Genomic DNA, 25,668 nt, shown 5'->3' with positions numbered 1-25,668 from the left:
AATATTCCCTACGCTAAAGAAAACTTTTCCCAGCCTAAGGAATCCGGTCTCCGGGGGTGCCGCCGTCCACCGGCCGGGACCGGGTCCCGTGCCGGTCCCAGAAGGCGATCAGGGCGGCGGCCGTCTCCGCCGGACGGTCCGTATTGGGGGAGTGCTCGGCCCCGGCGACGATCGTCCGCGCCGCCCCCAGCCGTACCGCCATCTCGTCCATCAGCGGTACGGGCCAGGTCTCGTCCCGCTCCCCGCTCAGTACGTGCTTCGGCAGCGGCCGTACGGCGGCCAGCTCGCCGACCCGGTCCGGCTCCCCGGTCAGGGCGCGGCCGGTGCCGATCAGCTGGCCCGGCCGGGTCCGCAGCCAGCGCTCCCGGAGCCGGTCCTGATGGGCGTCCCGCCCGGCCCCCTCCAGTTCGGTGTCGGCGGGCGGCTCCAGTGCCCGCATCGCCTCCCAGACCTCCGCCGGGCTCATCGTCGCCAGGGCGTCGCTCAGCAGCCGGATCCGCTCCCGCTGCGCCGGGCCGACCCGGGCCGGTCCCGACGCCATCAGGGTCAGGGTCAGGAACGGGGACGCGTCGGTCAGTACCGCCGTCCGGGAGATCAGCCCGCCCAGGGAGTGGCCCAGCAGATGGACCGGGCCGCCGTCGCCTTCCGCGGTGATCGCGGCGGTCTGGGCCAGCAGATCCCGGCCCAGCTCGGACAGGGTGTACTCGGCCGGATCGTCGCCGCCGGGGGACTCGTACTGGCCGCGTCCGTCGATCGCCACGGCCCGGTATCCGGCGTCCGCGAGCGGCTGGAGGAGGGCGATGAAGTCCTCCTTGCTGCCGGTGAAACCGGGCACCAGGACGGCCGTGCCCCGGACCGGGCCGCCGGACGTCTCCGGGGCCGCACCGGGTGACGTACCGGGGCGGGCGTCGAGGACGGCGAAATCGCCCCGGGCGGTGGCCAGGGTACGGGCGCGGGCGCAGCCGGGCGGCTCGAAGGTCGGGGGGCGGCTCATGCGTCCGAGATTACGGGGTCGGCGGCGAGCACGCCGACGGCCCGCCCCCGGGTGGGGACGGGCCGTCGGCGAGCGGTGCTGCCGGACCTCGGGGCCGTCAGCTCTCGGGCTGGGCGACCGCGGCCTTACGGGCCCGGGGGGCGCGCTTCGGCTTCTCGGCCGTCTCGGCACCGGCTTCCGCCGTCGCCTTCTTGACGGTCCGGGTCCGCTTGGGCTTCTCGGCCTCGGCCACCGCTTCGCCGCTCTCGGTGGCGACAGCCTTCTTGACGGCCCGCTTCCGGGCGGGCTTGGTCGCGGTGGCGGCCTCGGTGGCGACGGTGTCCGCCGCCGTCTCGGTCGCGGTGCTCGCGGTGGTCTTCTTGACCGTGCGGGTCCGCTTCGGCTTCTCGACCGCGACGGCCTCCGCGACCTCGGGGGTCTCGGCGACGGTGCTCGCGGCGGTCTTCCGGACCGTCCGCTTCCGTACCGGCTTCGCCTCGGCGACCTCGGTCGCGGCAGTCTCCGTGACCTCGGGGGTCTCGGTGGCGGTGCTCGCGGCGGTCTTCTTGACGGCCCGCTTGCGGGCGGGCTTGGTCGCGGCCTCGGTGGCGACGGTGTCCGCCGCCGTCTCGGTCGCGGTGTTCGCGGTGGTCTTCCTGACCGTGCGGGTCCGCTTCGGCTTCTCGGCCACGACCGGCTCCGCGACGGGCTCGGCGACGGGCTCGGCGACCGCGACCTCGGCGGTCTCGGCGACCGGCTCGGCCACGGCGGCCTTACGGGTCCGGGTCCGGCGCGGCTTCACGGCCTGCTCGACCGGCTCGGCCACGACCTCGGCCGCGGGCTCCGGCACAGTGGCCGTCCCGACCGCGACGGTCGCCTCGACGGCCTCCGCCGCCGGCTTCGCCGAACGCGTCCGGCGGCGCCGGGGCTTCGCCACGGTCTCGTCCGCCTCGACGGCGGGCGCCGGGGCCTGCTCGGGCACCACGGGGGCGGCCGGGGCCTCGGGCTCCACCGCCGTCGCCGCGTTCACCACGGCCGGACGGTCGGACGAACCCGAGCGGGTACGACGACGGCGCCTCGGCGTCCGTACCGCCGGGGTCTCCTCGGCCGCACCGGCGTCGGGGCCGGTGGTCCGCTCGGGCGCCACGATCGCGCCGTCGGCGGCCGAGCCACCGCGGGTACGGCGGCGCTGGCGCGGCGTACGGGTCCGGGCGGGCCGCTCGGCCGGGGCGGCGGACTGCTGCGGCTGACGGCGGCCGCGGCCACCGGTCTCGCCCAGGTCCTCCAGCTCCTCGGCGGCCAGACCGGCGCGGGTGCGCTCGGCCCGGGGCAGTACGCCCTTGGTGCCCGCCGGGATGTCCAGCTCCTCGAAGAGGTGCGGGGAGGTCGAGTAGGTCTCCAGGGGGTCGTGGAAGGAGAGCTCCAACGCCTTGTTGATCAGCTGCCAGCGGGGGATGTCGTCCCAGTCCACCAGGGTCACCGCGGTACCGGAGGCACCCGCGCGGCCGGTCCGGCCGATCCGGTGGAGATAGGTCTTCTCCTCCTCCGGCGACTGGTAGTTGATCACATGGGTGACGCCCTCGACGTCGATACCGCGCGCGGCGACATCGGTGCAGACCAGGACGTCCACCTTGCCGTTGCGGAAGGCCCGCAGCGCCTGCTCGCGGGCGCCCTGGCCGAGGTCGCCGTGGACAGCGCCGGAGGCGAAGCCGCGCCGGGCCAGCTGGTCGGCGATGTCGGCGGCGGTCCGCTTGGTCCGGCAGAAGATCATCGCCAGTCCGCGGCCGTTGGCCTGGAGGATCCGGGAGACCATCTCCGGCTTGTCCATGGAGTGCGCGCGGTAGACGCGCTGGGTGATGTTGGCGACGGTCGCGCCCTCGTCGTCCGGCGCGGTGGCGCGGATATGCGTGGGCTGCGACATGTAGCGGCGGGCGAGGCCGATGACGGCGCCCGGCATCGTCGCCGAGAAGAGCATGGTCTGCCGACGGGGCGGCAGCAGCTGGATGATCTTCTCGACATCGGGGAGGAAGCCCAGGTCGAGCATCTCGTCGGCCTCGTCGAGGACGAGGGCGCGGACCTTCGACAGGTCGAGCTTCTTCTGCCCGGCCAGGTCGAGCAGGCGCCCGGGGGTGCCGACGATCACGTCGACGCCCTTCCTGAGCGCCTCGACCTGGGGCTCGTAGGCCCGGCCGCCGTAGATCGCCAGGACTCGGACGTTGCGGACCTTGCCCGCGGTCAGCAGGTCGTTGGTGACCTGCTGGCACAGCTCGCGGGTCGGGACCACGACGAGCGCCTGCGGGGCGTCGGTGAGCTGCTCGGGCGTGGCCCGGCCGGCCTCGACGTCGGCGGGGACGGTGACCCGCTCCAGCAGCGGCAGACCGAAGCCGAGGGTCTTGCCCGTACCGGTCTTGGCCTGGCCGATGACATCGGTGCCCGAGAGGGCCACCGGGAGCGTCATCTCCTGGATGGGGAAAGGATTGAGGATGCCGACGGCTTCGAGCGCCTCGGCGGTTTCCGGCAGGATCCCGAGATCCCGGAAAGTCGTCTGCTGCGTAGTCAGGATGTTGCCTCTTCTGTGAGACGCGGCGCGAGGCGAGCGAAGGGGGTCGTACCGCACCTGGGTGTCGCACCGGGGTGCTGTCCGGCCGCGGGTTGGCCGATGGCGCGGGACCACTGCCGTCGCTCGAGCGCTCGTGCCGCTGAGGGGGCCCCTCGTCTGCGGTCGTACGCGAAGAGGCGTACGGTCCGCGCGGAGGGCGGTCGGTTCGGAGCCGATCGTGCCACCGACCGGGCATCCTCATGGGGTCCGAAGGGCCACCGGACCCCATCGGACCTGGAAAAGCCCGGAGGGTCTGGGAAAGGAACCTTCATTCCTCAGTCAAACACTGCGATCGCCCACCGAACCGTCAGTCAGTCGTACACGCGACTGTCACAACGCTCCAGTAGGCGCCATACCACTGTACCCCGGATTCGCGCATGTGTGTCGGTGGATGTCACGGGAACCCCGCCGGGCGGCCGGAACGGCCCGCGATCCCGGGCCCGGACCGGGTTCCGACCCGGGTCCCGGCCCGGTCCGGACCCGGCCCGCCGGGGGCCGCGCGGGCTATTGTGCGGTCCATGGAGACGCCTGATCACGCCCCTGAACCCGACCCGCGCGCCACGTCCGCGGAGGCGGAGCGGCACGCCGACGAGGACACCGAGGACACCACGCCCGCGGCACCCACCGGGATCGCCGCCCAGGACTGGGCCACGGCCTCCGCCGACCCCCAGTACCGCGCGGCCGTCGTCGATCTGCTGGGCGCGCTGGCCTACGGCGAGCTGGCCGCCTTCGAGCGGCTCGCCGACGACGCCAAGCTGGCGCCGACGCTCGGGGACAAGGCGGAGCTGGCGAAGATGGCGTCCGCGGAGTTCCACCACTTCGAGCGGCTGCGGGACCGGCTGACGGCGGTCGACGAGGACTCCACCGCCGCCATGGAGCCCTTCGCCCGGGCGCTGGACGACTTCCACCACCAGACCGCGCCGTCGGACTGGCTGGAGGGCCTGGTCAAGGCGTATGTCGGCGATTCGATCGCCAGTGACTTCTACCGGGAGGTCGCGGTCCACCTCGACTCCGACACCCGGGCCCTGGTGCTCGCCGTCCTGGACGACACCGGGCACGGCAACTTCGCCGTCGAGAAGGTACGGGCCGCCATCGAGGCCGATCCGCGGATCGCGGGACGGCTCGCGCTCTGGGCGCGGCGGCTGATGGGCGAGGCGCTCTCGCAGGCCCAGCGGGTGGTCGCCGAGCGGGACGCGCTCTCCACGATGCTGGTCGGCGGGGTCGCGGACGGCTTCGACCTCGCGGAGGTCGGCAAGATGTTCTCCCGGATCACCAAGGCCCACACCAAGCGGATGGCGGCGCTCGACCTGGCCTCCTGACCGCGGCCCCGCCTCCCGGTCCGCCTCCCGGGCCCGGTTGAACCGGATCCGGTGGGCCGGGCCCCGCCTCCCGGCCGGGCTCTGCCGGCCCCGGGGTACGGGCGGGCGGGTCAGAACGGCAGGGCGCGGCCGCGCAGCCGTGCCCTGGTGGGGCGTACCAGCAGGGAGAGGGTCACCGCCCCGACCAGCGCGGCACCCGTCAGCATCGCCGGGACGTGCCCCGGGCCCAGGGTCACCTGGGTCAGATACGCGCCGAAGAGGGCCCCCAGCGGACCGGCGACGAAGACCGCGCGCCGCTCCGGGAGCCGGTCGGCGAGCCGGAGGACGGCCGCCCAGGAGAGGGCGAAGCCGAGCAGAACCGAGCCGATGGCCGCCAGCAGCACTGCGGATCACCTCACGAACACGGACGGGGGAGTGCGGTCACAGCCCGTACTACCCCCTGACCGGGGCGGACAACCCTTGTTCCGCGGCGGCGTTCCGTACCGGCGCGGCCCGGCTTCCCGCCACGCGCCAGGGCCCCGGCGGAAGATCCGCCGGGGCCCTGTACGGGGCGTTCGGTCAGAGCGCGCCGAACCCCACGCGCCGCGTGGCGGGCTCGCCGATCTCGACGTACGCGATCCGGTCGGCCGGCACCAGGATCCGGCGGCCCTTGTCGTCCGAGAGGCTGAGCACCCGCGCCTTGCCCGCCAGCGCCTCGCCCACGGCCTTCTCGACCTCGTCGGCGGTCTGTTCGCTCTCCAGAACGATCTCCCGGGGTGCGTGCTGCACGCCGATCTTGACCTCCACGGCTATGTCCCTCCGAACGGTCAGTGTGTCGCGCGATCACCGCGCCGTACCCAGGACACATTAGTCCGGTGGTGGGCCCGCTCAGCCGCGTGGGAGAACGCCATCAGCGAACAGGGGGCGCGGGGCGGCGGCACGGCCCGGGATCACCCGCGCCGGCGGATCCGGCCGAAGCCCCGGGAGGCGGCCGTCCCGGGCGGGACGGGAACGGAATTCCCGGGGGCGGTACGACGCCGGAGGCGGCGACGGCTCCGGCTCGGGCGGACGGCCGCGGCGGGCGGTGCCGCCGGGCGATTTCGCCGAGTGGTGCCGCCGGGCCGGGCGCGGCGCCGGGAGGGAGGCCGCGCGGCATCCGGCCCGGGACAGCGGTTCGCCCGGCCCGGCGCCGGATCAGCGCGGCGGTTCGCCCGGCTCGGCGCCCTGGAGGGGGAAGCCCGCGATGCCCCGCCAGGCGATGGACGTCAGCAGCCCCACCGCGCGGTCGCGGGGGATACCGGTGTCCCGGGAGAGCCAGTACCTGGCGACCACCTGGGCGACGCCGCCCAGGCCCACGGCCAGCAGCATCGACTCGTCCTTCGACAGATCGGTGTCCTCGGCGATCACATCGGAGATCGCCTCGGCGGTCTGCAGCGACACCCGCTCCACCCGCTCGCGCACGGCGGGCTCGTTCGTCAGATCGGACTCGAAGACCAGCCGGAAGGCCCCGCCCTCGTCCTCGACGTAGGCGACATAGGCGTCCATGGTGGCCGCGACCCGCTGCTTGTTGTCGGTGGTCGAGGCCAGTGCCGTGCGGACCGCCTGCAACAGCGCGTCGCAGTGCTGGTCCAGCAGGGCCAGATAGAGTTCGAGCTTCCCGGGGAAGTGCTGGTAGAGCACCGGCTTGCTGACCCCGGCCCGCTCGGCGATGTCGTCCATCGCCGCCGCGTGGTAGCCCTGGGCCACGAAGACCTCCTGGGCCGCGCCCAGCAGCTGGTTTCTGCGGGCTCGGCGGGGCAGCCGGGTGCCCCGCGGGCGAGCCGCCTCTGTCTGCTCGATGGCTGTCACGGCCGCCTCCCAAAATCGTTCCGTGCGCGGTCGTCGCCGCGCCCGCCATCGTACTTTTGGGTAACCCGGCCGTGCGCGTCGCGGACGCAGAATTTCACGGACCGGACAGTCGCGGTAGCTCCCGATTCGGGGGCAAAAGGGGGCACGTCGCCGGATCGGGAGCCACGCGACTGTCCGCCGGGTGCCGGACCGGCAGGGCGTGCGAGGACACCGGGGGTTCGCACCGGGTCACCGGTAGTCGTCCTCGTCGAGGGCGACCACCCGCGACTGCTCCACCGCGTCGGCCTCGTTCGCCCGGTCGCGGTCGATCCGGGGCCGCTCGTCGTGGAGGGGCCGGACCTCGGTGTGCTGTTCGGCGGCGTCGGCCTCCGGTACCGCCGTACTGGGGTCCGTCGTCTCGCCGGAGGCGTCCCCGGCACCATCGGCGGCGGGATCGGCGGCGGTGTCGGGGTCGTTGTCGGGGTCGGTGCTGTCGGGGGTCTCGGACGCGGAGCGCGGCACGAACCCGCCGGACGCGGGGGCTCCGGCGGCCCGCTCCGGACCGGTGGGGTCGACGTCAGCCATGGGACACCTCTTCCTCGGGCCGTCTTCCTCGGGCCGTCCGGGAAATCCCCGGCCCGCCCGCGGTTCCCGCCGCCCGGCGATCCCGGTCGTCCCGGCGATCCCCGGGGGCGCTTCCGGCCCTGTTCCGTCCGCTCCGTCCGCTGCCCCCGCCGTGACCGGTCCCACCGGTCGCCGTACCGCGTGCCTCTCCTCTTTTGTTCCTCCCCTGCTCTTACGAGCGTAGGAGCTGACGAACCCGGGCGCTATACGATCCCGTGCCCCCTGTGACGCCGAACACACATTTCGCGGTGTGATCCTCTCGTAACATTGCCGCATGTCTTCGACCGAGCTGCCCGGCGCCCCGCTCTCCCTCGCGCCCGTGGTTCCCGAGGTCGCCGCCGTGCGGGTCGCCGAGGGTGAGGAGCTGCGTACGGTCGCGCTCCCCGGACTGAGCCTCACGGTCCGCTCCCGGCCCCCGGCGCGCACCGGACTCCCCCCGGCGCTCTACGTCCACGGACTGGGCGGCTCGTCCCAGAACTGGTCGTCCCTGATGCCGCTGCTGGCCGACGCCGTGGACGGCGAGGCGGTCGATCTGCCGGGCTTCGGCGACTCCCCGCCGCCCGACGACGGCAACTACTCGCTCACCGGGCACGCCCGTGCCGTCATCCGGTATCTGGACGCCGCCGGGCGTGGACCGGTCCATCTGATCGGCAACTCCCTCGGCGGCGCCGTCGCCACCCGGGTCGCCGCCGTCCGCCCCGATCTGGTCCGCACCCTCGGCCTGATCTCCCCGGCCCTGCCCGAACTGCGAGTCCAGCGGACCGCGGTCCCCACCGGCATGCTCGCCCTGCCGGGTGTCTCCGGGCTCTTCGCCCGGGCCTCCCGGGACTGGCCCGCCGAGCGCCGGACCAGGGGCGTCATCGCGCTCTGTTACGGAGACCCCGGCCGGGTCTCGGAGGAAGCCTTCGGTCACGCGGTGGCCGAGATGGAACGGCGGATGCGGCTGCCGTACTTCTGGGACGCGTTGGCCCGCTCGGCGCGCGGTATCGTCGACGCGTACACATTGGGCGGCCAACACGGGCTGTGGCGGCAGGCGGAGCGGGTGCTCGCGCCGACGCTGCTGGTGTACGGGGGGCGGGACAGGCTCGTCTCGTACCGCATGGCCCGCCGGGCGTCCGCCGCCTTCCGGGACTCACGGCTGGTGACGCTCCCGGACGCCGGTCATGTGGCGATGATGGAGTACCCGGAGGCGGTCGCACAGGCGATCCGGGAATTGATCAACGACGACGACGGCGGCAGGAGCTGATCGGGGCCCGTGGGACGACACAGCCGTAAGGGACCCGCGCCCAAGGGATCCCCGCAGCCGGGCACAGGTCCCGGGGCGGGGCCCGCCGCGCGCCCGGACGAGGGCGCCCGCACTCCCGGCGGCTCACCGGAGCCGTACGCCGGGGGTGACGCCTACGACACCTTCGGAGGCGGTGTCCACGGGGGCGACGCCCGCTATCAGGAGGCCCCGGCACCCGCCGCGCACCCCGGACACGGCGGCGGCTACGGCGGTTCCCACAGCGCTTCCCATGGCGGCGACGGCTACTACGGAGGCGGCGCGGCGGTCGCGCACGGCGGCGGGCCGGGGCCTCAGGACACCGGCTCCCATCCCGCGTACCCCTCCTACGGCACCGGCACCGGCCCGGGCCCCGGCTCTCCGGCGGCCCGGCCGTTCCCGCAGGGGCAGTTCCCCCAGGGCGGCCCGGCCCCCCACGGCTCCGCGCCGCACGCTCCGCAGGGCCCCGCCGCCGGTGCGGGTGGACACGGCCGCCCGGCCGGTTACGGACCCGAGCACACGGCCTCCGGTTACGGCGCCGCCCCCGCCACCCGGGGCGGCCATCCCGAGCAGCACGAGGCGGGCGGCGGCTGGGGCACCGGCGCCGGTACCGCCGTACCTCCGCACACCTCCCCGGAGCAGGCCGTTCCGGGCGCCCGTCGCGGTCGGCGCGGCGCCACCGGACCCGGCGGTGTGCCCGGTCCCGGCGGCGCGCCCGCCGGACCGTCGGCCGGGTCCCGGATACCGGGCCCGCGCCGGGAGTTCGTCGATGCCTTCGGCGGCCCCGGTGCCGGCACCAGGGCTCCGGACGGCCCCGGTGGTCCGGGCGGCCCGGACGGAGAGCCGCCCCGTGACCGCGCGGGTGATACGGAGCCCGAGGCCGACGCGTCCCTGCCCGGGCAGCGCCCTCCGCTCGCTGCCGGCAAGGGACGTACCCTCACCGGGATCGCCGCCGCCGCCGTGACGACCGTGCTCGCGGTCGTCGTCGCGGGCCAGGTCGCCACCGAGAACGAGCGCCGCCCCGGCATCAGTACCTCCGACACCGAGCGGGCCGACGACTCCGGCGCGGCCTCCCGCTCCGTCGACCGCCGCCAGCCGCCGCCGGTCCGGGACACCAAACCCCAGGCCCCCACCTACGACCAGTTGATGGCCACTCAGTTCCCGGTCGACCGGAAGCTGACCGCCGGTGGGACGTTCAAGGCGGTCCCCGGCTTCGACAAGGCGCCCGGCAAGGGGAAGAAGGTCCGCTACCGGGTGGATATCGAGGACGGCCTCCAGATGGACGGCGTCCTGTTCGCCACCGCCGTCCAGCGGACCCTCAACGACCGCCGGAGCTGGGCGGGCGACGGCGACCGCACCTTCGAACGGATCTCGACCGGGCGGCCGGACTTCGTGATCACCCTCGCCAGTCCCGGCACCACCGACGTGTGGTGCGCCAAGTCGGACCTCATCACCTCCATCTCCACGGTGAGCTGCGACTCGGCGCTGACGGAACGGGTGATGATCAACGCCTATCGGTGGGGCCTTGGTTCGGACACCTTCGGGCCGGACAAGATGTATGCCTACCGGCAGATGTTGATCAACCACGAGGTCGGACACCGGCTCGGCTTCGGCCATGTCGACTGCGACACCGAGGGCGAACTCGCCCCGGTGATGATGCAGCAGACCAAGTCCCTGGTCGCCGAGAGCGGTGTCCGCTGCCGGCCCAACCCCTGGGTCCACCCGGGCGGCTGACGCGCCGTCATTCCGCGGCGGCGCCCCCTCCCGGGGGCCGGGTCCCTCTCCCCGCCGGTCGGCGGGAGGTTTCTCCTGGCCCGGAGGACTCGAATGTATGGCCCATGCTTCACCTTCGGTGACAGAGTGCACTCATAGCGCGACAGAACGCTACCGCGCGGGGAAAGTCACGGGTATTCACCCCTTCCGGTGGCGCGGCGGACAACCGTCCGTCGTACCCCCGTGACCCCGGCTTACGGTCGTTCCGCCGCGTGCCGCCGAGTCCAACGGCGGTCGCCGACAAGGAAGATCGGGGGTGCGCTCATGCGGATCGGACTGCTCACGGACGACGGCCGTCCGTATGCGTCGAACGGGTCGGCCGACTGGTGCGACCGGCTCGTGCGCGGGCTCACGCAGCACGAGTTCGATGTGTACGTCTATGCCGACCACACCGCGTACGCCGGAGCCGCCGGGGTCGGCCGGGCCTTCGGGACCGTCGGTGAGCGGGCGTACACGGCGCCCGTCGGCGGATCGCCGTACGCGGGTCACGCCCCGGCGCCCGCGCCCCGCGTACGACGGCTGAGGACCGCGCCCCCCGGGCCGCCCGGCGGAGACGGCGGCGGCCCGGCATTCGGCCGCCGCGCCCGCAGACGGTTCACCGAACACTTCACGGACCTGGTGACGGCCGTCCGCGCGATCGGCGCCGGAGCCCCCGCCGGGGCCCGGGAGGCCGCCGCGGGCTTCGCCGACGGGTTGTACGGACTCGCCGGACTCGCCCGGGAACACGGCGGACTCGCCACCGCGCTCCGCTCCGAACGCGCCGTCCGGATCGTCGAGTCCGGCTGCCGCGCGCCCGGCGCGCACCGGAGCGTGCACGCCGCGGCCGTCCCCGACTACCTCACCTTCGCGGGGGAGTTGGAGCGGGCCCTGCGCCCCCTCTCCTTCGACTGGTACGGCGACGACGGTCTGGGCGCGGTCGATCTGTGCCATGCCGTCTCCGGCGGGCCCACGGCACTGCCCGGCTTGTTGGCCAAACGCTTCTGCGGAGTACCGCTGCTGGTCACGGAGTACGGGGCCGAACTGCGCGCCCACTATCTGGCCGCCGCGGGCGGAGTACGGGCCGACGGGCTCCCGGCCGGTGCCGGTGCCGGCGCGCGCGGCCCCGGGGCCACCGCTGCCGGGACCCCTCGTACCGGGGAGTACGGCGACGGTCCGGCGGGCGGGAGCGCCCGGGGCCGTACCACCGGCGCACCGGGCGCACCCGGCGCGACCGGATTCGGCGGTACGCCGCTGAGCGCGCCGGTCCGCGCCCTGCTCACCGCCTTCCGGCGGGCTCTCACGGCAGAGGTCTACGCCCAGGCGGCGCTGATCACCCCGGGCGACGCCGATATCCGCCGCTGGCAGCAGAAGTGCGGCGCCGATCCGGCGAAGCTGCGGACCGTCCACCCCGGGGTCCCGGCGGAGCGGTACGCCGCCGTCGGCGACTCCCCGGCGCCCGGTGATCCGTACACCCTGATCTGGGCCGGTCCCGCGGAACCCGGAAAGGACCTGGTCGGACTGCTGCACGCCTTCGCCGAGATCCGCGCCGGGGAGCCGCGCGCCCGGCTCCGGCTCTGCGCTGCCCCCGCGCGCGGCGAGGAGGAGACCGCGTATCTCGCCCACTGCCGCTGGCTCGCCGCCCAGCTCTTCCCCGCCGGGGAGGCCGACCTCCACCCCGCGGGCGACGCCCCCGTCACCTTCGAGCGCCTCGACGCCTCCGGCGGGCCCGGCGGTCCGGCGGTCGCCGAGGTCTGCGCCGCCGGTGCGGTGGTCGTCTCCGCCAGCGCCGTCGAGGGCTTTCCGCACACCCTGGTCGAGGCGATGCTCTGCGGCCGGGCCACCGTGTCGACGGACGCGGGCGCCGTCGTGGAGGTGATCGGCGGTACCGGACTGGTCGTACCGCCGCGCAGGCCGCGCGCCCTCGCCGACGCCGTCCTCGCCCTGCTCGGCGATCCGGAGCGCGCGGCCCGGCTGGGCGCCGCCGCGCGCGCCCGCGCCCTGGAACTCTTCACCACCGAGCGGAACACGGCGGCCTTCCACGCGCTCTATCTGGAGGTCATCGCCCGGTCGCCGGTCCACCGGGAGACGCTGGGCAGCTCCGGCGATCCCCTGCCGTTCGGTTGTCCCGCCGAGGCGTTCACGCCGATGCGCTGGGAACGGGGCGCGCCCGTCGTCTCGTTCGCGGGACACCCGGCCGCGGCCTCGGCGATCGCGGGGGTCGTTCGTACCGGCGGCCGGACGGCGGAAGGAACCGTTCGGCGGGCGTCGCATACGCCGGTCGCACCGGTACGGACCGCGTCAGGTGCGGTGGGACCGGCGACGCGTGGGGGAGCGCAGGGGTCTTCGGGGACCGTGACGGCCGCCGGGGCCCCGGCCCGTGCCGGGGTCCCGGCGGTGGCGGAAGGGGCGCGCGGATGACCACGGCTCGGATCGCCGGACCGGTGGCGGGCGCGGAGCGCCCGGGATCCACCGCGCCGGCGCGTACCGCTCCCGGAGGGGAAGCGGCCGGTTTCCCGGCCGCGACCGGTGCCCCCGGCGACGAACCGCGTCCCCCCGCCAGCCCGGGGGGCTGGGACGCCCGGTCCCATGCCCTGCTCGGCGGCGGTACGGGCCCGGACGGTACGGCGCCGGAAGGCACCGGGCGCCCGGCGGTCCCCGGGCCCGGGGCTTCCCCGGCGGCGGACACCACCCCGTCCGGCGGTGCCACCACGGCCACGACGGTCACGACCGCCCGGGCCGAAACCGCCCGGGAGCCGGACCCGGACACCAAGGCGGCCAGGGCTTCCGCCGGGGCGTCGGACCGGGCCTCCGGCGGCGCGGCGCGCCCCCGCCCCGGGTCCGGCGATCCGGTGAAGGCCCTGCTCCGCCGCCACCGGGAGCTGTGCGAGCGGGCCGTCGACCCACTGGAGATCGCCGCCGGGCTCGAAGCCCACGGGATCACCGACCGGATCGCCGGGCGCTTCCGGCACCGGGACGTCTTCTCCCTCGCCGAGGAGCTCTACGCCCGGGTGCCCGGCAACGGCGCCGAGCCCCCGGCGGCGGCGCCCCCCGCCGACCGTTTGCCCGGGGGCGCCGCCCGCGCGCTGCTGCCCGGCGCCGCGGCCGTCGCCACCGCCGTCGGCCGGACCCTGCTCGACGGCGGGGCCCGGACCGCCGTCGGCGCGCTCGGCACGGCCGCCGTCGGCTGTGCCGTGCTCTACACCCTGCGCGCCGGGGCGCTCGGAGCCCGTAGCGGCGCCCGGAGCCGTACCGCACGCCCCGGCGCCGCCCTCGGTGCCGTACTGACCGCCGTCCTGCTGGGCTTCGCCGCGTACGGGGAAGGGCTCACCGAACTCCTCGGCCCGGGCGGACCGGCAGGCGGCACCGCCGACGGCACGGCGGGCGGCGCCACGGGCGGGATCCCGCTCATGCCCGCGCCCCTGATCGCGCTGGCCGTCGCCGTCGCGCCCGCCGCCTGGTGCGCCCGGACGCTCTCCGTACGGATCCGGCGCAGGCTCGGCGACAGCCGCAGGCTGGACGACTTCGCGGCCGGAACGCGCCCCCTGGTCCTCGGCGCGGCCGCGGCCTTCACCGCCGCGACGGCGGTCGTCGCCCTCGCCACGGAGTCCGCCGTCGGCGGCGGCGGCACCCCGGCCGCGGCGGTCGCCCTCGGGCTGCTGCTGTTCACGGCCCGGCTGCTGGCCGTCCACGGCTTCCCGGCGACGGCGGTCACCGGACTCGCCGCCGCCTGCGCCGGACAGACCCTGGCGACCCTGCTGCTGCTCGCCGCCCGGCTGCCGGGTCTCGGGCCCGCGGCCGGACCGGTCGACGCGGTGACCGCCGCGTGGGGGCCCGGCGGAATCGCGGTCCTGGTGTGCGGCACGGTCGCGGGCGGGCTGCTGGTCCGGGCCACCGCCGTACTGTCCCGGGCCTCCGCCCACACCTGACGACCGGCGGCGGCCGCCGTCCCCTCGCCCGCCGTCCCGCGTTCCGGTGCCCCAGCCGGAGCGCGGGCCGCCGGACCCCGTACTCCCCGTCCCCCGCACCGTCCGCTCCCGTCCCCGTCCCACCCCCGGCGGGCGGCCCGGTGCCCGTACCTCCGCTCTGTGCCGTACCACCGGCTTCCGCCGGATCAGACGTCGCCGCGACGGCGGCGACACCCGAAGGAGAAACACGACATGACCCGCCAATCCCCAGCCCCGACCCGTCGTCAGGAAGGGGGCGCGCGATGAGGGTGCTGCTGCTCGGTGCCAATGGATTCCTCGGCCGCTTCGTCGCCGACCGGCTGCTCGCCGACCCCGCCGTCCATCTGACGACCCTCGGCCGGGGCGACGACGCCGATGTGCGTTTCGACCTCGCGGGCGGCAGCCCCGGCGCGCTCACCCGCTTCCTGACCGCCGTCCACCCGGGTGTGGTGATCAACTGCGCCGGAGCCACCCGGGGCGGCGCCCGCGAACTGACCCGGCACAACACGGTCGCCGTCGCCACCGTCTGCGAGGCGCTGCGCCGCAGCGGCTGCGGGGCGCGGCTGGTGCAGGTGGGGTGCTCGTCCGAGTACGGCCCCTCCCAGCAGGGGTCGTCCACGGCCGAGGACGCGATCCCCCGGCCCGGCGGCCCCTACGGGGTCAGCAAGCTGGCCGCCACCGAACTGGTCCTCGGCTCCGGACTCGACGCCGTCGTACTGCGGGTGTTCTCGCCGGTCGGCCCCGGGACCCCGGCCGGGTCGCCGCTCGGCCGGCTCGCCGAGGCCATGCGGCGGGCGATGCAGTCCGGGGACGGGGAGCTGAAGCTCAGCGGGCTCGGGGTGCAGCGCGACTTCGTCGACGTACGGGACGTGGCCCGGGCGGTGCACGCCGCGTCGCTCTCCGCCGCGCAGGGCGTGGTCAACATCGGTACCGGGAGGGCCGTACGGCTCCGGGACGCGGCGGCCGTCCTCGCCCGGGTCGCGGGGTACGCGGGCGCGCTGCACGAACTGGACACCCCGCCCGGGCGCTCCGGACCCGGGGGCCTCGGCCACGGCGGCCTCGCGGGGCACGGAGGTCACGCCGTCCACCCGGGTATCGGCGGCCCGGCGGGCGGGCACGGCGGTCCCGGGGGACACCTCGGCGCCGTTGGCCACGGAGGGGTTCCGGGCCACAACCCGCTCGGCGGCGCCGGGATCGGGGCGCCGCGTGCCGAATCCGTACTCGAACAGCTCGCCGCGGCCCCCGTTCCGTACCCCGACGGCTGCGGCAACTGGCAGCAGGCCGACATCAGGACCGCCCGGGACCGGCTCGGCTGGCGGCCCCGGATCAACCTGGAGGAGTCGCTCGCCGATATCTGGATGGAGGCGGCATGCCGGATCTGACCGGCGGCGGGGGAGTGCGCTGCTCGGCGGGGCCGGGGACGGTCGCGCCGTACCCGCCCTCCGTTTCGCCGTACGGGCCCTCCGTGCCGTACGGGCACGACGGGGCGTATCCGGAACCGGCGGTCCTCGGGGCTGTTCGGGCCCGGCTTCCGGGGGCGGTCCCCGAGGCGGTCCCCGAGACGTCCCGGGAAGCGGCGGCCGGGGAGTGGGGCAGGCTGCGGATCGGCGTACCGGGATACGCCCATCCGCTGCTCGCCGCCGCCGAGTGGACGGCGCTGACCCGGCCGGGGACTCCGCTGGACTGGGTCGTCCTCACCGTGGCGAACGGGCCCGGCGACCGCCCCGACCCCGACTGCCTGGCGGCGGCCGGGCGGCTGGTCAACGCGGGCGTACGGGTGCTGGGCCGGCTCGACCTGGCCCACGGCGCCCGTCCGGTCGGCGAGCTGGCGGCCGACGCGGAGCGGTACGCGCTCTGGTACCGGGTCGGCGGGTTCCTGCTGGACCGCTGCCCTTCGGACCGGGCCGGACTGGCCGCCGTCCGGCGGACGACGGCGGTCCTGCGCGCGGTCGCGGGCACCGTCGGCTGCGTCACCGGAACGGGCATCGGCACCGGCACCAGTAGTACTGGTCCCGGCTCCGGCTTCAGCTCCGGCTCCGGTAGCGGGGGCCCGGTCCGGTCCGGCGCGGTCCGGCTGGTCCTGGGCCACGGCACGCAGCCGTACCCGGGCTACGCGGAGATCGCCGACCAGCTCGTCACCTTCTGCGGCTCCTGGGCCGACTACCGCTGGTCGCAGGTGGCGGAGTGGACCGCCGACCATCCGGCCGGGCGGTTCGCGCACTTCGTCCACGGGGTGCCGCGGACGCATCTGGAGGAGGCCGTCAGGATCGCCCGCTGGCAGGGCGCGGGCACGGTCTTCTTCACCGACCGGCGGGCGGACCGCCCGGCCGGACCGCCGTCCGGCCCCGGCTCCGACCCGGGCACCCGTCCGGTCTCCGGCCCGGTGCCGACGTCCGCCGACGGTCCGGTGGGTGGTCCGGCGGGCGGTGCGGGGCACGCACCGCCGGTCGGACATTCCCGGGCATTCGAGAGCCTGCCCGGCTACTGGGACGATTTCGTCTCGCAGATCGGACCAGGTGTCTCGGAATGAGGAGGCGCGTGGCAGTGTTACGGGAGAACAACCGTACTGACTTACCGACGCATCGGAGTCCCCGTGTCGCTGCCACCCCTGGTCGAGCCAGCCGCTGAGCTCACCGTCGACGAGGTCCGCCGGTACTCCCGCCATCTGATCATCCCGGACGTCGGGATGGACGGGCAGAAGCGGCTCAAGAACGCCAAGGTGCTGTGTGTGGGCGCGGGCGGACTCGGGTCCCCCGCCCTGATGTATCTGGCCGCCGCCGGTGTCGGAACCCTCGGCATCGTCGAGTTCGACGAGGTCGACGAGTCGAATCTGCAGCGTCAGATCATCCACAGCCAGTCCGACATCGGCCGGTCCAAGGCCGCGTCCGCGAAGGACTCGGTCCTCGGGATCAACCCGTACGTCAATGTCGTCCTGCACGAGGAGCGGCTGGAAGCCGACAACGTGCTCGACATCTTCGGCCAGTACGACCTCATCGTCGACGGCACGGACAACTTCGCCACCCGCTATCTGGTGAACGACGCCTGTGTGCTGCTCGACAAGCCGTACGTCTGGGGCTCGATCTACCGCTTCGACGGGCAGGCGTCCGTCTTCTGGTCCGAGCACGGCCCCTGCTACCGCTGCCTCTACCCCGAGCCCCCGCCGCCGGGCATGGTGCCCAGCTGCGCCGAGGGCGGTGTGCTCGGAGTGCTCTGCGCCTCCGTCGGCTCGATCCAGGTCACCGAGGCGATCAAGCTTCTCGCGGGCGTCGGCGAGCCGCTGGTCGGCCGGCTGATGATCTACGACGCCCTGGAGATGCAGTACCGCCAGGTCAAGATCCGCAAGGACCCGAACTGCGCGGTCTGCGGTGAGAACCCGACCGTCACCGAGCTGATCGACTACGAGGCGTTCTGCGGTGTCGTCTCGGAGGAGGCCCAGGAGGCGGCGGCCGGTTCGACGATCACTCCCAAGCAGCTCAAGGAGTGGATCGACGACAACGAGAACATCGAGATCATCGACGTCCGGGAAGTCAACGAGTACGAGATCGTCTCGATCCCCGGCGCCAAGCTGATCCCCAAGAACGAGTTCCTGATGGGTACGGCCCTCCAGGGCCTGCCCCAGGACAAGAAGATCGTCCTGCACTGCAAGACGGGTGTCCGCAGTGCGGAGGTGCTGGCCGTCCTGAAGTCGGCGGGCTTCTCCGACGCCGTCCATGTCGGCGGCGGTGTCATCGGCTGGGTCAACCAGATCGAGCCGCACAAGCCGGTCTACTGACCGAGCCCTCGCGCGAAGTGCTTTCCGGGCCCCGGCGCCGCGTCCCCGACGCGTCCGCCGGGGCCCGGCGCGTACGGCGGTGGGCCCCGGCGTCATCCGGCCCCGGCCCGGCACCACGGCCCGGCACCACGGGCCGGCCCGTCAGGAGCAGACCGTCCCGTTCGCCGGGACCTTGCCCGTCAGCAGATAGTCGTCCACCAGCCGGGTCGCGCACTTCGAGAAGCCGTACGAGCCGTGGTTCTCGCCCTTGCTGGTCACCAGCACACCCACTCCGGCGCCCAGGCCCCTGGCCATCCGCTCGGCGCCCTCGACCGGGGTCGCCGGGTCGCCCGTGGTGCCGACGACCAGGATCGGGGCCGCGCCCTTCGCCGACACCTTCGGCTTCTCCCACGCCCCGTCCACCGGCCAGTCGGCGCACCAGCCCGCCACGTCCCAGGCCAGATAGGGGCCGAAGACGGGGGAGACCTCGGTGAACTCGGCGAGATGACGGGAGGTCACCTCCGCGGTCGTGGGCCGGGCCGCCGCGTCGGCGCACGATATCGCGCGCTGTGCGTGGTCCTGGGTGGTGTAACGGCCCTTCTGGTCCCGGCCCGTGTACATATCGGCGAGGGCCAGCAGTACGGAACCGTCGCCCCGCTCGGCCGCCTCCAGGCCGTCCGTCAGATACGGCCAGTACTCCTCGGTGTAGAGCGCCTGGATGATGCCGGTGAGCGCCATCGTCTCGGTCAGCCGCCGGTCGCCCCCTGCGGGCAGGGGCCGGGAGTCCAGCCCCTTGAGCAGCTTCACCGTCCGGGCCGTCCCCGCGTCGGCGCCGATGTCCCGGCTCTCGTAGTAGTTCTCCAGGGCCCGCTGGAAGCCGAGGGCCTGATTGCGCGGGCCGCCCGCGAAGTCCGCCGTGGGATCGACGACCCCGTCCATCGCCAGCCGCCCCACGTTCCCGGGGAAGAGATGGGCGTAGACCCCGCCCAGTTCGGTGCCGTACGAGAAGCCCAGATAGTTCAGCTTGTCGTCGCCGAGGACCTGGCGCATCAGATCCAGGTCGCGGGCCGCGTTGGCCGTCCCCACATGGGGCAGCACCTTCCCCGAACGCCGGGCGCAGCCCTCGCCGAAGTCCGCGGCCGTCGCCATGTACGCGCGCTGTTCGGCCGGGGTGTCGGGGGTCGCGTCGACCCGGTGGGCGGCCTCGGTCTGCCGGTGGTCCCGGCAGACCACGGCGGAGCTCTCGGCGACCCCGCGCGGATCGAAGCTGACCAGGTCGTAGCGGCGGTTCAGCTCGGTGAAGCCGTCGGCGGCGCCCGGCAGCCCGGCGACGCCGGAGCCGCCCGGGCCGCCGAAGTTGAAGAGCAGGGAGCCGAGGCGGCCCCGTTCGTCCTTCGCCTTCGACCGGATCAGGGCGATCCCGATCGTCTCGCCGTCCGGCCGGGTGTAGTCGAGGGGCGCCTTCATCGTCGCGCACCGCCAGGAGGAGCCGGGCTTCTCCGCGGCCGACCCGTCGGCCTTGACCGGGGCGTCGCACGCCGACCAGTCGAGCCGCTGCCCGGTGAGCGCGGCGGGCAGGGCGCCGGTCGGCGCGGGCGAGGCCCCCGCCGCGCGGGTGGGCGGATCCGACGGGGCCTTCGTCCCGCCGGCCGTCGCCGGTGGCGTCGACGGCGATGCCGGTCCCTCGGCCCCGCTCTCGGTACAGGCCGTGGCGGTGCCCGCGAGCACCAGCGCGACCGCCAGGGCCGCCGCCCGGCGGACGCCGGGGCCGAAATATCCGTAGCGCATGCTGGAATCCCCCGTGGGGCCCGGCCCTTCACGGCCCGGGGCCCCGATCCTTCGACAGTCGTTCCATCCTATGTACCGCCACTGACAGCGTGCCGGTACCGGTTTTCGGCCGCCGGCACGTCAGCGGCAGACCGTGCCCGCCGCCGGGACCCGCCCCTCCAGCAGATAGGCGTCGACCGCGCCCTTCACACAAGTGCTGGTCGCGTTGTACGCGCCGTGGCCCTGGCCCTCGTAGGTGATCTCGACCCCGACGCCGGGCCCGAGCGCGCCGACCATCGCCCGTGCGCCCTCGTACGGTGTCGCCGGGTCACCGGTGTTGCCGATCACCACGATCGGCGGGGCGCCGGGGGCGGAGACGTCGGGGTGCTCCCAGGTGCCGGGGACGGGCCAGTTGGAGCAGCCCAGCATGCCCCAGCCCAGATAGTCGCCGAAGACCGGCGACGCCGCGCGGAACGCGGGCAGCTTCGCCTCGACCTGGGCCACCGAGGCGCGGTCCTCGGTGTCGACACAGCTGATCGCGGTGAAAGCCGCGCCCATATTGTCGTACTCGCCGTTCTCGTTCCGGCCGTTCATCGCGTCGGAGAGGGCGAGCAGCAGCGATCCGTCACCGCCGTCCGCCTCGTCCACACCCTGCTCCAGCAGCGGCCAGAACTGCTGTGAGTACAGCGACTGGGCGATGCCGTTGAGTGCCTGGGTCTGAGTCAGTTCCCGGCCACCGGCGGCCGGGACGGGCTGCCGGTCGAGACGCTTCAGCAGCTCCGTGATCTGCCCCTCGACCTCGGCGACCGTGGTACCGGCGATCAGGCACTGGTCGCCCCGGTCCACACAGTCCTTCGCGAAGTTGTCCAGGGCGAGCTGGAAGCCCTTCGCCTGGCCGAGTGAGCTCTGTTCGGAGTTCTTCGTCGGGTCCACGACCGCGTCGAAGACGGCCCGGCCGACCTTCTCCGGGAAGAGATGGGCGTAGACCCCGCCCAGTTCGGTGCCGTAGGAGATACCGAAGTAGGAGAGCTTGTCGTCGCCGAGGACCTGGCGCATCAGATCGAGGTCGCGGGCCGCGTTCTCGGTCCCGACATGGGGGAGCGCGGCGCCCGAGCGCCGGTCGCAGGCGGCGGCGTACGACTTCAGGCCGTCGTTGTACGCGGTGACCTCGGCGTCCGTGTCGGGGGTGGCGTCGAGGGCGTAGAACTTGTCCAGCGCGGCATCGCTCTCGCACTCCACGGGCTTGCTCCGGCCGACCCCGCGCGGGTCGAAGCTGACCAGGTCGTAGCGGGTGTTGAGGGCGCCGTAGTCGGTCGCGGCGGCGGGCAGGGTCGTCACCCCTGAACCGCCGGGTCCGCCGAAGTTGAAGATCAACGAGCCGATACGTTTCGCCGGGTCGGTCGCCTTCGCCCGGATGAGCGCCAGATCGATGGTCTCGCCGTCCGGGTCGGCGTAGTCGAGGGGCGCCTTGACGGTGGCGCACTCCCAGGCGGAGCCGCCGGGCGGGGGCTCGGGCGCCGCCCCGCCGCCCTCCGCCTGCGACGGCGCCGGACACGCCTTCCACTGAGGCTTCTGGCCGGTCAGCTCACGGCCCGGGGGCGGGGGCGCGGTCCGCGACGCGCTCGCCCGCTCCGGGGTGCGGGAGGCATCCGCCGATGCCGTACTGGTGGTCCCGGCGGCGGGCTCCCCCTCCTTGTCCCCGCCGCCCGAACAGCCCGCGGCCAGGAGGACGGAGAGGGAGGCGGCGACGGCCGCGGTACGCACGGTGGTGGCAGAGGTCGGCATGCCGCCATCGTGCGGGCCGGGCGGACGGACCGCCCCCGCGGTGGTCCACTCGGGTGGTCGCGCGCCCCCGGCCCGGCGTGGCTCCCGGGCCCGGGGCGGCTTCCGTGCGGGGCGCGGCCCCGGGCCGTACGGCCGCCCGGCCGGGCTCGCTCGGGTACGGGCCCGGTTTCCTGCGGGCCCGGCGCGCTGCTACGAGCCCCGATCCGCCAGGTCAGGCTGAACGCCCAGAGTCCGTCTCGCCTGAGTCCACAGCCGCTCGAACTCGTCCTCGGAGATCCCGGCCGCCTCGGGCCAGCCCTGCCAGCCGTCCAGGGGAGCCTCGGCGAGAACGCCGTACTGCCGTTCATAGCGGAGCATCTCTTCCGGACCGGCGTGATCACGCACGTGCAGCACCTCCTTGAGAGAGGCCGCGGTCACCGGTCGCGAGTCCTTCCCCCGGACCTCGACCTGTCGTGTCGCCCAGCCGTCGTCAGCGGCTTCGAAGTACAGCCACAGATCCTCGTCCTCGTCGTAGGCGCGGAACCAGGTCGTCATGCCGCCATCCTGACCCACGTCCTCGGCCGAATCCATAGAGGCGCCCCGAGGCAGGGGCGCCTCCGGCGGTGACTAGAGGGCGCCCTTGCGGGAGAGATGGCTGAACGCCAGCCAGCCCGGCAGCACCGGCAGCCAGAGCGTCAGGATCCGGTAGAGCAGCACCGCCGCGGTCGCCACGTCCTTCGGTACGCCCGCCGCGATCAGACCGAGGATCAGCGCGCCCTCGACCGCGCCGACACCGCCCGGTGTCGGCGCCGCCGACCCCAGGGCGTTGCCCGCCAGGAAGACCACCGCGAGGCTGGCGTAGCTCAACGGCTGGCTGCCGTCGTTGAACGCCCGGACCGACGCGTCGAGACACATCACGAAGGCGAAGGTCAGCAGCAGCTGGCCGCCGATACCGGTGAGCAGTTTCACCGGCCGCTGGAGTACGTCGAGCATCCGCGGGACGACTCCGGCGAAGAGCGACCGCAGGCGGGTCGAGACGAACTTCCGCAGGAACGGGATGGCCGTCACCACCAGGACCAGGACCGCGACCGTCAGCAGACCGGCGATGACCGTTCTGGACGGGCTGAGCGACGGCGTCTTCTCCGTACCGGTGAGATAGCCGAAGGTCAGCAGCAGCAGGATGTGCGCCCCGAGCCCGAAGAGCTGGGCGGCGCCCACACTCGCCACCGCGAGCCCCGGACGCACCCCCGAACGCTGGAGGAACCGGGTGTTCAGCGCGACACCGCCGACCGCGGCCGGGGCGACGATCTTTACAAAGGACCCGGCGACCTGCGCCAGCACGGTTCTGGGGAACGGCACCCGTTCGGGGACGAAGCCCAGCAGGCTCATCGCCGCCGCGAGATAGCTCAGGGCGGAGAAGGCGACCGCGACCGCCACCCACATCCAGTGCGCGCTGCTGAAGTCGGCGCCCAGGTTGTTGCCCGCGATCTGGGAGAGCAGGAAGTACGCGGCCACCGCGCCCGCGATCAGGCTGACCAGGGTGCGGGGGCGGATCCGCTCCAGGCGGACCGGCTCCACCGGCGCCTGCGGCCGGATCAGCAGCACCTGATGGCGGATCTGGGTGAGGAGGTCCTCCTCCCGCGTCTCTTCCAGCGCCTCTTCGACGGCCCGCTTGTCGGCCTTGTCCGCCTTCCCCGCCCGCTCGGCCTTTCCGGCTCTGCCGGTCCTGTCGGCTCGATCGGCCCCGGTGGTCTCGGCGGCCTCGGTGGTCTTGTCGGTGGAGGTCTTCGTGGTGACCCCGCCGGTGGTGTCCTGGCCCGCCGCGGCCTCCGCGCGGGCCCGCCGGGCCGCCGCCGACGCCTCCAGTACGGCCTCGCGCTCCCGCTCGCCCCGCTCCCGGGCCAGCCGCCGCAGGGTCGCCCGGGTGGAGCGGCTGAGGGCGATCGGCTGGAGCAGCGGCAGACAGTCCGCGACCGCGTCCGGCCCGAGGACCTCCAGGGCCCCCGAGACGGCCCGCTCGGCGCCCACCCGCAGACCCAGGGTGACCAGCAGCTGGGCCACGTCCATCCGCAGCACCAGATCGCCCGCCGCGATCTCGCCGCCCCGCAGATCGGTCAGGATGACCTTGCCGGAACGATCCACCAGGATCGCGTCGCCGGTCAGCCTGCGGTGGGCGATCCGGCGCGACTGGAGGGCCTTGACCTGCCGCCAGGCCCCGCGGACCACGTCGTCGGTGATCTCGTCGTCCGCCATGGCGTCCAGGGACCGGCCGCCGAGGTGCTCGTAGACCAGCATCACCGCGTCGGGCCCCAGCTCGGACGTGGCGATCAGCTTGGGCGCGTTGGCCCCGGCCGCGATCGCCGCGTACGCCAGCAGCGCCTCTTGCTCCAGCGCCTGCCGCAGCGACTGGAGGGACGAGCGGCGGGTGGTGATGGACCGGAGCGTCAGCCGCCGCCAGAGCCGGTAGAAGAAGCCGTGAGCCTGCTGTTCGCGGTCGACGACGGTGACGTCGAGGGGTGGCCCCTCTTCCAGGGTCACCAGATAGCGCCGGCCCCGGTCGCCCGCCTCGGCCGTGCCGTCGGGACCGTCGGGCGCGTCCTCCGTGCGCATCGCGGTGACCGGGCGGAAACCGACATGGCGCAGACCCGCCAGCAGGGTCTGGCCGGTGGGCCGGACGTTCGGCGAGCCGACCGCGTAGAGAGTGCCGTACGCCACGGACCAGCCGAGGAGCACGGTGAGCACGATCGAGAACGGGGTGGTGTATCCGGCGACCAGCATCGCGAAGGCGTCCAGCAGCAGGACCACCCAGAGCACCACCCGCCACCGTGGTCTGCGGGCCATGCCGACGGCCGTCATATAGGCGATGACGGGGGCCAGATAGCCGTGGACGGGGTCGGTCAGACCGCCGCCCTGGGCCCGGGTGAGGGCCTCCTGGACGCTGTCGGGGGCCATCCGGGCGACCCAGAGGTCGGTGGCGAGGGTGACCCCGTGGGCCAGGACCGCGGCCAGGACCCCGTCCGCGATCCGCAGCCCGTCCCGTTTGATCAGCCGTTCGATCGCGAAGGCGATGGGGACCAGGAGGACGGCGATCGAGGAGACCAGTCCGGCCAGCTTCACCAGCAGTACGGGGGCCTGCTCGGTCCCCTTGCTGATGTCGTGTTCCAGACCGGTCGTCGTCCCCTGCGCGAAGGCGGCGATGGCGAGGAGGACGGCGATCGCGAGGACGCCGCCGAGGAAACGCATCAGATCCGACGGGCGGTGCACCCGGGCGGCGAGCAGCGGCTCGTCCCCGGAGACCCGGTCGGCCCCGGCGACGGAGTCCGTGGCGGGCTCGTCGGCGGGGTCGGTGGGATCGGCGGGGTCGGTGGTCGGCCCGTTCTCGGGGCGCGGGTCCGGCTGGTCCGCCGGGCGGGCCGGGGCGGGAGCGTCCCCCGCGGTCGCTCCCGGCCCCGGCGCGCCGGCGGCGTCGTCCGTGTCGCGGTGGCCGTCCCGGTCGTCACCGCCGTCGGAGGCGCGGGATCCGGCCGCCGCACCGGGGCCGCCCGTACCGCCGCCGCGCCGACCGGAGCCTCCGGCTCCCGTCCCGGGACGGCCGTCGGTACCGGCACCGGAGGGCGGACCGGAACCGGAATCCGGGCCGGAACCGGAATCCGGGCCGGGGCCGGTGTCGGCACCCGAATCCGAACCAGGACCCGAACCCGAACCAGGACCGGAGGCCGCGGGCATACCGGCACGCGGACGCGTATCGGCGGCCGGTCCGTTCTCCTCGCCGGAGGCCGGACGGGAATCGGCCCGGCTGCGCTCGCCGGAGGGCTGTACGCGGCCGGGCCCGCTTCCGCCGCCCGGGTCGGACCCGCTTCCGCCGCCGGATCGCGCGCGGGCACGCCGACGGCCGGCGCCGGTACCGCTCGCGGCGGATCCGGCGCCGTCGACTGCCTCTGTCATGTCCTCGATCGGCTTATCGTCCTTGCTGTCGTCGGGCACCCCGTCGGACGGGGCGCCTCCGGTCGTCGGGGCGGGTGTCCCGGCACCCTCCGGGCGAGGCCCGGTGCCGTAGGCGTCAGCCGCTGCGCCAGGCCGCACACCCCGCTCCCTTCCCCGCCGTTCC

Annotated in this window: 18 protein-coding genes; 8 read left to right on the top strand and 10 right to left on the bottom strand. The window is 74.5% G+C overall.

Features of this window, described 5'->3' with window-relative positions; all coding sequences use genetic code 11:
• Positions 1-34 precede the first annotated feature (34 nt).
• Both ABZ714_RS15680 and ABZ714_RS15675 read right to left on the bottom strand, forming a co-directional pair.
• Complete coding sequence (locus tag ABZ714_RS15680) at positions 35-994, bottom strand: alpha/beta hydrolase (RefSeq protein ID WP_358825754.1); 960 nt, start codon at positions 992-994, stop codon at positions 35-37.
• 97 nt (positions 995-1,091) lie between these two features.
• Positions 1,092-3,431, bottom strand: coding sequence for a DEAD/DEAH box helicase (locus ABZ714_RS15675; protein WP_358825753.1), 2,340 nt, complete (start codon positions 3,429-3,431; stop codon positions 1,092-1,094).
• Between the two features lie 650 nt (positions 3,432-4,081).
• On the opposite strand from ABZ714_RS15675, the gene ABZ714_RS15670 reads away from it, so the two are divergent.
• Positions 4,082-4,891, top strand: coding sequence for a ferritin-like fold-containing protein (locus ABZ714_RS15670; RefSeq protein WP_358825752.1), 810 nt, complete (start codon positions 4,082-4,084; stop codon positions 4,889-4,891).
• Positions 4,892-5,001: 110 nt separating this feature from the next.
• Here the strand turns inward: ABZ714_RS15670 and ABZ714_RS15665 are convergent, their stop codons facing one another.
• The 4 genes from ABZ714_RS15665 to ABZ714_RS15650 form a co-directional block, all read right to left on the bottom strand.
• Positions 5,002-5,274 (bottom strand): hypothetical protein, encoded by a 273-nt coding sequence (locus tag ABZ714_RS15665; RefSeq protein ID WP_358825751.1) that lies wholly within the window; start codon positions 5,272-5,274, stop codon positions 5,002-5,004.
• A 175-nt stretch (positions 5,275-5,449) separates the two neighbouring features.
• Positions 5,450-5,677 carry a DUF3107 domain-containing protein gene (locus tag ABZ714_RS15660; protein WP_358825750.1) on the bottom strand — a complete coding sequence of 76 codons (228 nt, stop codon included), beginning with the start codon at positions 5,675-5,677 and terminating at the stop codon, positions 5,450-5,452.
• A 387-nt stretch (positions 5,678-6,064) separates the two neighbouring features.
• Positions 6,065-6,718, bottom strand: a complete 654-nt coding sequence (locus ABZ714_RS15655) for a TetR/AcrR family transcriptional regulator (RefSeq protein WP_358825749.1) — start codon at positions 6,716-6,718, stop codon at positions 6,065-6,067.
• 228 nt (positions 6,719-6,946) lie between these two features.
• Positions 6,947-7,219 (bottom strand): hypothetical protein, encoded by a 273-nt coding sequence (locus ABZ714_RS15650; RefSeq protein ID WP_358825781.1) that lies wholly within the window; start codon positions 7,217-7,219, stop codon positions 6,947-6,949.
• A gap of 376 nt (positions 7,220-7,595) precedes the next feature.
• Here ABZ714_RS15650 and ABZ714_RS15645 point away from each other — a divergent pair, with 376 nt between their 5' ends.
• The 7 genes from ABZ714_RS15645 to moeZ all read left to right on the top strand — a co-directional run bounded on the left by ABZ714_RS15645 (position 7,596) and on the right by moeZ (position 18,050).
• A complete protein-coding gene (locus ABZ714_RS15645; RefSeq protein WP_358825748.1) occupies positions 7,596-8,567 on the top strand; it encodes an alpha/beta hydrolase in 972 nt (323 codons plus the stop codon).
• A gap of 9 nt (positions 8,568-8,576) precedes the next feature.
• Positions 8,577-10,316 (top strand): DUF3152 domain-containing protein, encoded by a 1,740-nt coding sequence (locus tag ABZ714_RS15640; protein WP_358825747.1) that lies wholly within the window; start codon positions 8,577-8,579, stop codon positions 10,314-10,316.
• A 303-nt stretch (positions 10,317-10,619) separates the two neighbouring features.
• Positions 10,620-12,752: a glycosyltransferase gene (locus ABZ714_RS15635; RefSeq protein WP_358825746.1), complete on the top strand. Its 2,133-nt coding sequence runs from the start codon at positions 10,620-10,622 to the stop codon at positions 12,750-12,752.
• Positions 12,749-14,260, top strand: a complete 1,512-nt coding sequence (locus tag ABZ714_RS15630; RefSeq protein WP_358825745.1) for a hypothetical protein — start codon at positions 12,749-12,751, stop codon at positions 14,258-14,260. The genes ABZ714_RS15635 and ABZ714_RS15630 overlap by 4 nt, the downstream gene beginning before the upstream one ends.
• A gap of 281 nt (positions 14,261-14,541) precedes the next feature.
• Positions 14,542-15,660, top strand: coding sequence for an NAD-dependent epimerase/dehydratase family protein (locus tag ABZ714_RS15625; protein WP_358825744.1), 1,119 nt, complete (start codon positions 14,542-14,544; stop codon positions 15,658-15,660).
• A 215-nt stretch (positions 15,661-15,875) separates the two neighbouring features.
• Positions 15,876-16,808, top strand: a complete 933-nt coding sequence (locus ABZ714_RS15620) for a spherulation-specific family 4 protein (RefSeq protein WP_358825780.1) — start codon at positions 15,876-15,878, stop codon at positions 16,806-16,808.
• A gap of 63 nt (positions 16,809-16,871) precedes the next feature.
• Positions 16,872-18,050 (top strand): adenylyltransferase/sulfurtransferase MoeZ, encoded by a 1,179-nt coding sequence (moeZ, locus tag ABZ714_RS15615; protein ID WP_358825743.1) that lies wholly within the window; start codon positions 16,872-16,874, stop codon positions 18,048-18,050.
• A 141-nt stretch (positions 18,051-18,191) separates the two neighbouring features.
• On the opposite strand, the gene ABZ714_RS15610 is transcribed toward moeZ, so the two are convergent.
• The 4 genes from ABZ714_RS15610 to ABZ714_RS15595 form a co-directional block, all read right to left on the bottom strand.
• A complete protein-coding gene (locus tag ABZ714_RS15610) occupies positions 18,192-19,817 on the bottom strand; it encodes an alpha/beta hydrolase (protein WP_358825742.1) in 1,626 nt (541 codons plus the stop codon).
• Positions 19,818-19,937: 120 nt separating this feature from the next.
• Positions 19,938-21,581: an alpha/beta fold hydrolase gene (locus tag ABZ714_RS15605; protein ID WP_358825741.1), complete on the bottom strand. Its 1,644-nt coding sequence runs from the start codon at positions 21,579-21,581 to the stop codon at positions 19,938-19,940.
• A gap of 189 nt (positions 21,582-21,770) precedes the next feature.
• Positions 21,771-22,115: a hypothetical protein gene (locus tag ABZ714_RS15600; RefSeq protein WP_358825740.1), complete on the bottom strand. Its 345-nt coding sequence runs from the start codon at positions 22,113-22,115 to the stop codon at positions 21,771-21,773.
• A 72-nt stretch (positions 22,116-22,187) separates the two neighbouring features.
• The gene (locus ABZ714_RS15595) at positions 22,188-25,286 is read right to left on the bottom strand and encodes a lysylphosphatidylglycerol synthase domain-containing protein (RefSeq protein ID WP_358825739.1); all 3,099 of its coding nucleotides are present in this window, start codon (positions 25,284-25,286) and stop codon (positions 22,188-22,190) included.
• Positions 25,287-25,668 lie beyond the last annotated feature (382 nt).

Source organism: Streptomyces sp. NPDC006798, from assembly GCF_040635975.1.
GTDB lineage: Bacteria > Actinomycetota > Actinomycetes > Streptomycetales > Streptomycetaceae > Streptomyces.
The sequence above is the reverse complement of the archived record's forward strand: the minus strand, read 5'-3'. Positions and strand labels throughout refer to the sequence as shown.